The organism is Streptomyces botrytidirepellens (assembly GCF_003721215.1).
Classification (GTDB): Bacteria; Actinomycetota; Actinomycetes; order Streptomycetales; family Streptomycetaceae; genus Streptomyces; species Streptomyces himastatinicus.
On sequence record NZ_RIBZ01000160.1, the window covers coordinates 1 to 7,455 of the forward strand.

Annotated in this window: 7 protein-coding genes and 1 pseudogene; 3 read left to right on the plus strand and 5 right to left on the minus strand. The window is 74.0% G+C overall.

From position 1 onward, the window contains the following. A partial coding sequence (locus tag EEJ42_RS12095; protein WP_123099949.1) for an SLATT domain-containing protein occupies positions 1-529 on the plus strand: 529 nt, incomplete at its 5' end. 39 nt (positions 530-568) lie between these two features. Here the strand turns inward: EEJ42_RS12095 and EEJ42_RS12100 are convergent. The 4 genes and pseudogenes from EEJ42_RS12100 to EEJ42_RS12115 all read right to left on the minus strand — a co-directional run bounded on the left by EEJ42_RS12100 (position 569) and on the right by EEJ42_RS12115 (position 4,353). Next, positions 569-1,256: pseudogene (locus EEJ42_RS12100) on the minus strand (hypothetical protein). 105 nt (positions 1,257-1,361) lie between these two features. After that, complete coding sequence (locus EEJ42_RS12105; RefSeq protein ID WP_184503047.1) at positions 1,362-2,048, minus strand: GntR family transcriptional regulator; 687 nt, start codon at positions 2,046-2,048, stop codon at positions 1,362-1,364. Between the two features lie 177 nt (positions 2,049-2,225). Further along, positions 2,226-3,596, minus strand: coding sequence for an aspartate aminotransferase family protein (locus EEJ42_RS12110; RefSeq protein WP_123099950.1), 1,371 nt, complete (start codon positions 3,594-3,596; stop codon positions 2,226-2,228). A gap of 154 nt (positions 3,597-3,750) precedes the next feature. Beyond that, positions 3,751-4,353: a hypothetical protein gene (locus EEJ42_RS12115; RefSeq protein WP_123099951.1), complete on the minus strand. Its 603-nt coding sequence runs from the start codon at positions 4,351-4,353 to the stop codon at positions 3,751-3,753. Between the two features lie 103 nt (positions 4,354-4,456). On the opposite strand from EEJ42_RS12115, the gene EEJ42_RS12120 reads away from it, so the two are divergent. Continuing rightward, positions 4,457-5,152, plus strand: a complete 696-nt coding sequence (locus tag EEJ42_RS12120; RefSeq protein ID WP_123099952.1) for a response regulator transcription factor — start codon at positions 4,457-4,459, stop codon at positions 5,150-5,152. A 5-nt stretch (positions 5,153-5,157) separates the two neighbouring features. After that, complete coding sequence (locus EEJ42_RS12125) at positions 5,158-6,579, plus strand: sensor histidine kinase (protein ID WP_123099953.1); 1,422 nt, start codon at positions 5,158-5,160, stop codon at positions 6,577-6,579. A 9-nt stretch (positions 6,580-6,588) separates the two neighbouring features. Here the strand turns inward: EEJ42_RS12125 and EEJ42_RS12130 are convergent, their stop codons facing one another. Further along, positions 6,589-7,389, minus strand: coding sequence for a polyphosphate polymerase domain-containing protein (locus EEJ42_RS12130; RefSeq protein WP_123099954.1), 801 nt, complete (start codon positions 7,387-7,389; stop codon positions 6,589-6,591). Positions 7,390-7,455 lie beyond the last annotated feature (66 nt).

Sequence of the window (7,455 nt, forward strand, 5' to 3'; positions counted from 1 at the left end):
CGGGGCCGCGGTGGGGGCGGTGGCCGGGGCCGTGCTGCCGCTGCTGGAGCTGACGGGGGCGCTGGGCGGCGGCGCCGGGTGGGGCGCGCTGGCGCTGCTGCTGGCCGTCGCGTGCGTGGGCTGCGACCGGTATTTCGGGCTGACGTCCGGCTGGATGCGGGACGTCGCCACGGCGCAGGCGGTGCAGCGGCGGCTGGAGTCGCTCCAGTTCGACTGGGCGTCGGAGAGCGTCCGGGAGGTGCTGGGCCCGACCGAGGGCACCGCGTCCGAGGCCGTGGAGCGGTGCCTCGCGGTGCTGCGGCGGTTCTGCGAGGACGTGTCGGAGCTGGTGCGGACGGAGACGGCGGGCTGGATGGTGGACTTCGCCTCGGGGTCGGCGCCGCTGTTCACCCATGCGCTGTTCACGCAGTCGCTGGTGGCCCAGGGCTCCCGCCCGGACAGCGGGAGCCCCGCGCACCGCTTTCCGCTGCCGCCGGGCAGCGCCCGGCCCAATATGCCGCGGCAGCGTCCTCCCGAGCCGCCCCGCTGACCCGCGGGGCGCGGCAGGGGTCAGGGGTCGGCTGAAGGGTCAGCTGAAGAGGATCATCGATCCCTGGCTCAGGCTGCGGGTCGCGGCCGCGTGCAGCCCCAGCCAGACATGGCGTTCACGGGCGAACGGGCTGTCCTCGTACGGCCCGGGCGCGGCCGGCTCCTCCAGGCTGGTCGGCCGGGTGGGGGGCGTGGGGGCGGCCGGGGGGTTGGACGGGTCGATGCCGAGCGCCGGGGCGACCGCCTCCAGTTCGCGCAGCAGCCCGTGACTGGAGCCCAGGGGGCCGCCGCCCTCNCAGCCCGTGACTGGAGCCCAGGGGGCCGCCGCCCTCCATGAGTTCGTCGTTGGCGAGCGGGCCGGGGAAGTCGACGGGGACGTAGGCGCCCGCGTGGTCGTAGTGCCACACCAGGTGCGACTGCTTGGCCGTGGGCTCGAACATCTCCAGCAACTGCTCGTAGTCCCCGCCGAGTTCGTCGACCGGCGTGACCGCGAGCCCGCACAGCTGGAGGAGGTAGGCGCGGCGGAGGAAGTGGAGTGCGTCGTAGTCGAATCCGGCTACCGGGGCGACGTCCCCGGACAGGCCCGGCATGTAGCCGAGGACGGGCACCGGCGGCAGACCGGCCTCTCCGAGTGCCTTGTCGTAGGTTGCGATCTCGTCGGCGAAGGGATTGTCGGGGCTGTGGCACAGCACGTCGACAAGGGGGACCAGCCAGAGGTCACAGGCCACGCGATCTCACTCTCGTATCCGTATGGTCGCTGGTCGCTTCAGCGTAGTGCCCCGGGTACGCGGCGCGAAGAGCGCTGACGGCAGCTGTCCCCCCAGGGGGTGCCGTCAGGGCGCGTCGGTCACCAACCGCTCGATCAGCGCACGGAAGTGCGCGTTGTACGCCGCTATGAGCCGCTCGGAGGTCTTGGGGTCACCGCGGGTGACGGCCGCGGTCAACTCGCAGTGGCCCGCCCACAGCTCGCCGCGCAGATCGGGGACCCGGCGCAGATAGGGCACGGTGAAGACCCAGGTCTGCATCCGCAGCCGCTGGAGGAAGTCGGTGATGTAGGGGTTGCCGACCAGCCCGCATATCTCGCGCCAGAACCGCAGGTCGTAGCCGATGAGGATGTCGAGGTCGCCGCCGCGGGCGGCCCGCTCGGCAGCCTCGGCCCGGCGCCGCACCGAGGCCAGGGACTGCGGGTTCATGGTGTTCAGCGTCTGCTCGACGGCGTGCCGGAACAGCCCCTCGACGACCATGCTGCGGGCGTCGACCATGTGCCGGAAGTCCTTGATGGTGAACTCGTGGACCTTGAAGCCACGGTGTTCCTCGACGTCCAGCAGCCCCTGGGAGCACAGGTCGAGCAGGGCCTCGCGGACCGGGGTGGCGGAGACGCCGTAGTGGTCGGCCATCTCCTTGACGGTGAACTGCCGCCCCGCCGGCAGTCTGCCCGCGAGCACCTCGTCACACAGCGCGTCGGCGATCTGCTGCCGCAGGGTGTTCCGCTTGACCGGGCTGGTGCCGGGCACGGGCATCGAGGACCGTCTCCTTCCGCGGCCGTCGTGTCATGTCATCCGGAAGCGGACGGCCCTCGCATCACGATATGCGAGGGCCGTTGCGCAAAGTACGCAGAGTCAGGTGGTGGTCTACACCGGACGGCTATATGTGGCTATGGGGCGTGAAGAGGACGTGACACCTCGGTGAGGGCGCGACTACACGGTGTGGGCGTCCGCCGCGCCCAGCGCCTCGTCCAGGATCGCCAGACCCTCCTTGGCCTCGGACTCGGTGACCGTGCACGGCGGCACCACGTGCGTACGGTTCATGTTCACGAACGGCCACAGCCCGCCGCGCTTGCAGGCGGCCGCGAAGTCGGCCATGGGCTGGTTGGCGGGGCCGCTCGCGTTGTACGGGACGAGCGGTTCGCGCGTCTCCTTGTTCTTGACCAGATCGAGCGCCCAGAAGACGCCCAGACCGCGCACCTCGCCGACGGAAGGGTGGCGCTCGGCGATCTCCTTCAGGGCCGGGCCGATCACGTTCTCGCCGATCGCGGCCGCGTTCTCCACGATGCCCTCCTCCGCCATCGCGTTGATGGTGGCGACGGCGGAGGCGCAGGCCAGCGGGTGGCCGGAGTAGGTGAGGCCGCCCGGGTAGGGCCGCTGGTCGAAGGTGGCGGCGATCTCGGCCGAGATGGCGACGCCGCCGAGCGGCACATAGCCGGAGTTGACGCCCTTGGCGAAGGTCAGGAGGTCCGGGGTGACGCCGAAGTGGTCGGCCGCGAACCAGTGGCCGGTGCGGCCGAAGCCCGCCATGACCTCGTCCAGGATGAAGACGATCCCGTACCGGTCGCAGATCTCCCGGACCCCGGCCAGGTAGCCGGGCGGCGGCACCATGATCCCGGCGGTGCCGGGGATGGTCTCCAGGATGATCGCGGCGATGCCCGCCGGACCCTCGTAGGCGATGGTGTCTTCCAGGTGGCGCAGCGCGCGCTCGCACTCCTGCGCCTCGTTCTCGGCGTGGAACGGCGAGCGGTAGAGGAACGGCGCCCAGAAGTGGACGACACCGGCCGAGGCGGTGTCGGAGGGCCAGCGGCGCGGGTCACCGGTCAGGTTGATCGCGGCGGCGGTGGCGCCGTGGTACGAGCGGTAGGCGGAGAGCACCTTGGAGCGGCCGGTGTGCAGCCGGGCCATGCGGACCGCGTTCTCGACCGCCTCGGCGCCGCCGTTGGTGAAGAAGATCTTGTCGAGGTCGCCGGGGGTGCGCTCGGCGACCAGCCGCGCCGCCTCGGACCGCGCGTCCACGGCGAAGCCGGGCGCGATCGTGCACATCTTCGCCGCCTGCTCCTGGATGGCGGCGACGACCTTGGGGTGCTGGTGGCCGATGTTGGTGTTGACCAGCTGACAGCTGAAGTCGAGGTACCGGTTGCCGTCGTAGTCCCAGAAGTACGAGCCGTCGGCGCCCGCGACCGCGAGCGGGTCGATCAGCCCCTGCGCGGACCAGGAATGGAAGACGTGTGCGCGGTCGGCAGCCTTGACGGCGGCGCCGGCGGCGGGATCGGGGCTGGGGTGCGTGGGCTGCACGGACACGTTCGCTACCTCTGATCGCTCGCGGGTCTGGGGCAGCCCCCAGCGTACGGAGCCCCCGGACCGGCCGCACACCGCCAAGGTGTACGGCTTCGGCCGCCTGACCCGGCAGAGTGTCGGGCCCCCACCGGTCTGCGGTCCCCCTCGGTCGCGCCTGTCAGTCGTCCACGTCCTGGTCCGGGGCCACGACCGGGCGGCCCGCGTCCGTGCAGGTGAGCACCGTGGTGATGTCGTCCTCGTCGTCCTCGTCGCCCGAGTCCGGCTCCATCTCGACGGAGGCCACCGGGCCGGGGCCGCGTTCGACCTCCTCGACGCCGAAGCCGGTGGCGGGGCTCCAGCTGACCAGGTAGATCAGATGGCCCTCGACGGGATCGGGACGGCACTCGGCCGACGCGCTGCCGCCTTCGAAGTGCACGCTGCCGCGGCCGACGGCGTCCGTCTCCGCCTCCGCCGACGGCCGCGCGGGCGGCCCCTTCGGCGTGCCCGGCCGGGACGGCGACGGCGAGGGCGAGGCCGCGGTCCGCTCCCGGGCCAGCTCGTGCCGTACCCCGGCGTCGTCGAGGGGCGCCGACACATGGGTGTCGGCGTCCGGTCCGGCGTGCGTCAGGGCCCACGCGCCGAGCAGGCCCGCCCCGGCGAGCACGCACACCCAGAGCAGGGCGGCCGTCGCACTGCGCCAGGGGGCGCCCGTCCGCGCGCCTGCACCCTCGCCGCCGTCGTCGCTCGTGCTGTCGCTGGTGCGGGTGCGGGCCGATGTCATGCGTTCCAGCCTGCCGCACCGTCATTTAACGTCCGGTTAAGACCCGCACAAACCCCCCAACCGGCCGACCCTCATACGACTTCACCGTGGTTACCGTGGCCGTATGCCCCACCTGCTCGTGGTCGAGGACGACCCCCAGCTGCGCGGCGCGCTGGTGCGCGCGCTGCGCGACCACGGCCATGCCGTGGCCACGGCCGCCACCGGCATGGCCGGGCTGGACGCGGCCGTCACCCACCGGCCCGACCTCGTGGTGCTCGACCTCGGTCTGCCGGACGTGGACGGGGCCCAGGTGCTGCGCATGCTGCGCGCGGTCAGCGACGTACCGGTGATCGTCGCGACGGCGCGGGACGAGGAGCGCGACATGGTCGCCGTGCTGGGCAGCGGCGCGGACGACTACATCGTCAAACCCTTCGGCGCGGCCCAGCTGGACGCCCGGGTCAAGGCCGTGCTGCGGCGGCTGGGCGCACCGGAGCCCGAGCCGTCGATCCGGGTCGGCGGGCTGGTCGTCTCGCCCGCGGCGCGGGAGGTGACGCTGGAGGGCGAGGCCGTGGAGCTGACGCCGCGCGAGTTCGACCTGCTGTGTCATCTGGCGCGGCGGGCCGGGCAGGTGGTGAGCCGCCGCGAACTGCTGGCGGAGGTGTGGCAGCAGCCGCTGGGCGGAGCGGACAAGACCGTCGACGTCCATCTGTCCTGGCTGCGCCGGAAGCTGGGCGAGACGGCCCAGCGCCCGCGCTATCTGCACACGGTGCGCACGGTGGGCGTGAAGCTGGCCGCTCCCGGCGACGCGCCGGTGGAGTAGCCGCCGTGCGCCGTCAGTTGCTGTGGCTCACCGCAGCCACCACCGCGCTCGTCCTGGCCGCCCTGCTGGTGCCGCTGGTGCTGCTGACCCGCGGTCATGCCGCGGACCGGGCGACCGCCGACGCCACCCAGCGGGCGCAGTCGCTCGCCGCCGTCGTGGGCCGATCGCTCGCGCACCCGGACCCCCGGGACGGGATGGATCAGGTGCGCACGGCGCTCGACGGGGTGAACGGGCCCGGTCTGCCGCGGTCCTCGGTGATCCTGCCGGACGGGCGCTCGCTCGGTGCCCGGGCACCGGTGACGGACGCCGTACGGCTGGCCCGGCACGGGCGCGCGTTCCTGTACGCGCCGGAGGGCGGCGGCCGGGTCGCGCTGGTGCCGGTGCAGGGCATCACCGCGGACCCCGGGGCCGGGGTGCGCTCGGGCGGCACGGCGGTCGTCCAGGTCGCGGTGGACCAGCGGCAGCTCTACGACGGCGTACTGGCCTCCTGGCTGGCCATCGCCGGGATCGGCGCGGGGCTCATCCTGCTGGGGCTGCTGGTCGCGGACCGGCTCGGCGCGCGGCTCGTGGGGTCGACGCGGCGGCTGGCGTCGGTCGCCGACCGTCTGGCGGCCGGGGACCTCACCGCGCGGGCCGAGCCGGAGGGCCCGCCGGAACTGCGTCTGGTGGCCGCGCAGCTGAACCATCTGGCGTCCCGCATCGACGAACTCCTCGCCGCCGAGCGCGAGAACGCGGCCGACCTCGCCCATCGGCTGCGCACCCCCGTCGCCGTGCTGCGGCTGGACGCGGAGGGGCTGCGCGACGCGGGGGAGGCGGAGCGGATCGCCGCCGACGTGGCGGCCCTGGAGCGCAGCGTCGACGAGGTCATCCAGTCCGCACGCCACCCCCTCGGCGGGGGCGCGGAGGACGGGGGCACACCGGCGGCGGAGCCGGACCGGACCGCGGACCTGGCGGCGCTGGCCCGCGAACGGTCGGCCTTCTGGCTGCCGCTCGCGGAGGACCAGGACCGTACGGTCGCCGTGGACATCCCCGAACAGCCGGTTCCGGTACGGGTCGGCGAGACGGACCTGACGGCCGTGCTCGACGTGCTGTTGGGCAACGTCTTCGACCACACCCCGCACGGCACCGCCTTCCGGGTCGCCGTCCGGCCCGACGACGACGGCGGCGGCGGGGGCGGCGGCGTCCTGGTCGTGGAGGACGACGGGCCCGGCTTCCCCTCGGGCGACATGACCGGGCGCGGCACCAGCGGCGCGGGCTCCACCGGCCTCGGCCTGGACATCGCGCGCCGTACGGCCCGGGAGTCGGGCGGCGAGGTGGTCGTGACACCGGCCGCCGCACCCGCCGAAGACGGCGTCCCCGGGAACGGCGCCTCGGGGGCGCGGATCACCGTCCGTTTCGGCGCCCCGGGGGACGGCATCGCGCGGTGAGGCCGTACGTCACGCGGACCGCGGCAGGCCCGGGTTCCGGCCGAAGGCGGTGCGGACCGCTCGGCGCCACTGGTTGGCGGGCAGGTCCGGCCGCAGCACGGCCAGCGCGCCGCAGTACTTGGTGAACTCGGCCGCCCGTACGCCCAGCCGGTGCAACAGCCGGTCGGTCTCCGTCAGATGACCGGCCGACTTGGTCTCGACGACGACCAGCCGTCGGTCGACCGCCCACGCGGCCCCCGTTCGCGGGTCGCGGCAGACCAGTCCCGTATCGCAGGTGACCCGCTGCCCCGCGGCGACGAAGGTCGTGCGCCGGTAGTCGGTGATGGCGGACGGACGGAGCCCGTCCGGGGCCTCGATGCCGTAGGCGTCGCGCAGCACGTCGCCCAGGAAGGCCCGGGCGGCGGGGCCCTCGGCGATCTCCCCCGCGGCCAGCTCCCGCCGGTGCTTGACCGTCTCGCCGCGGCGGCCCTTGAGCTTGACCTCGAACTGCCGCTCCCCGGAGTCCTCGTACACCCGCTCGCGGACCTTGAACCGCAGCCGCCGCCCCTGCCGGTGGTCGTGGAAGCAGCGCAGGCCGGGGGTGTCGAGATAGACGGAGTGGTACCGGAAGGAGCGGCGGCCGCCGATGGTCAGCGCCCGGAAGCCGGAGGCGGTCAGCCGGGCGGCGAACTCCGTGAAGACCTCGGCGGGCAGCAGATAGCCGCGGTCGAAGCGGGCCAGCAGCTCGGCGTCCGCCTGCACCTCGGGCAGGGAGACGGGGGCGGCGGCACGGGCCGCGTCCGCCACGGCCCGCAGCGCGGGGGAGGTCACACGGCCTCCCGGGAGAGCGGCGCGGGCCGCTCGGCGGGCACGGGCAGGGACCCGCGCACCGGCGCG

Bases quoted from the DNA above. Each gene is read 5' to 3' on its own strand.
- EEJ42_RS12120 (WP_123099952.1), top strand. From the start codon at position 4,457: ATGCCCCACCTGCTCGTGGTCGAGGACGACCCCCAGCTGCGCGGCGCG.
- EEJ42_RS12105 (WP_184503047.1), bottom strand. From the start codon at position 2,048: ATGCCCGTGCCCGGCACCAGCCCGGTCAAGCGGAACACCCTGCGGCAG.
- EEJ42_RS12115 (WP_123099951.1), bottom strand. From the start codon at position 4,353: ATGACATCGGCCCGCACCCGCACCAGCGACAGCACGAGCGACGACGGC.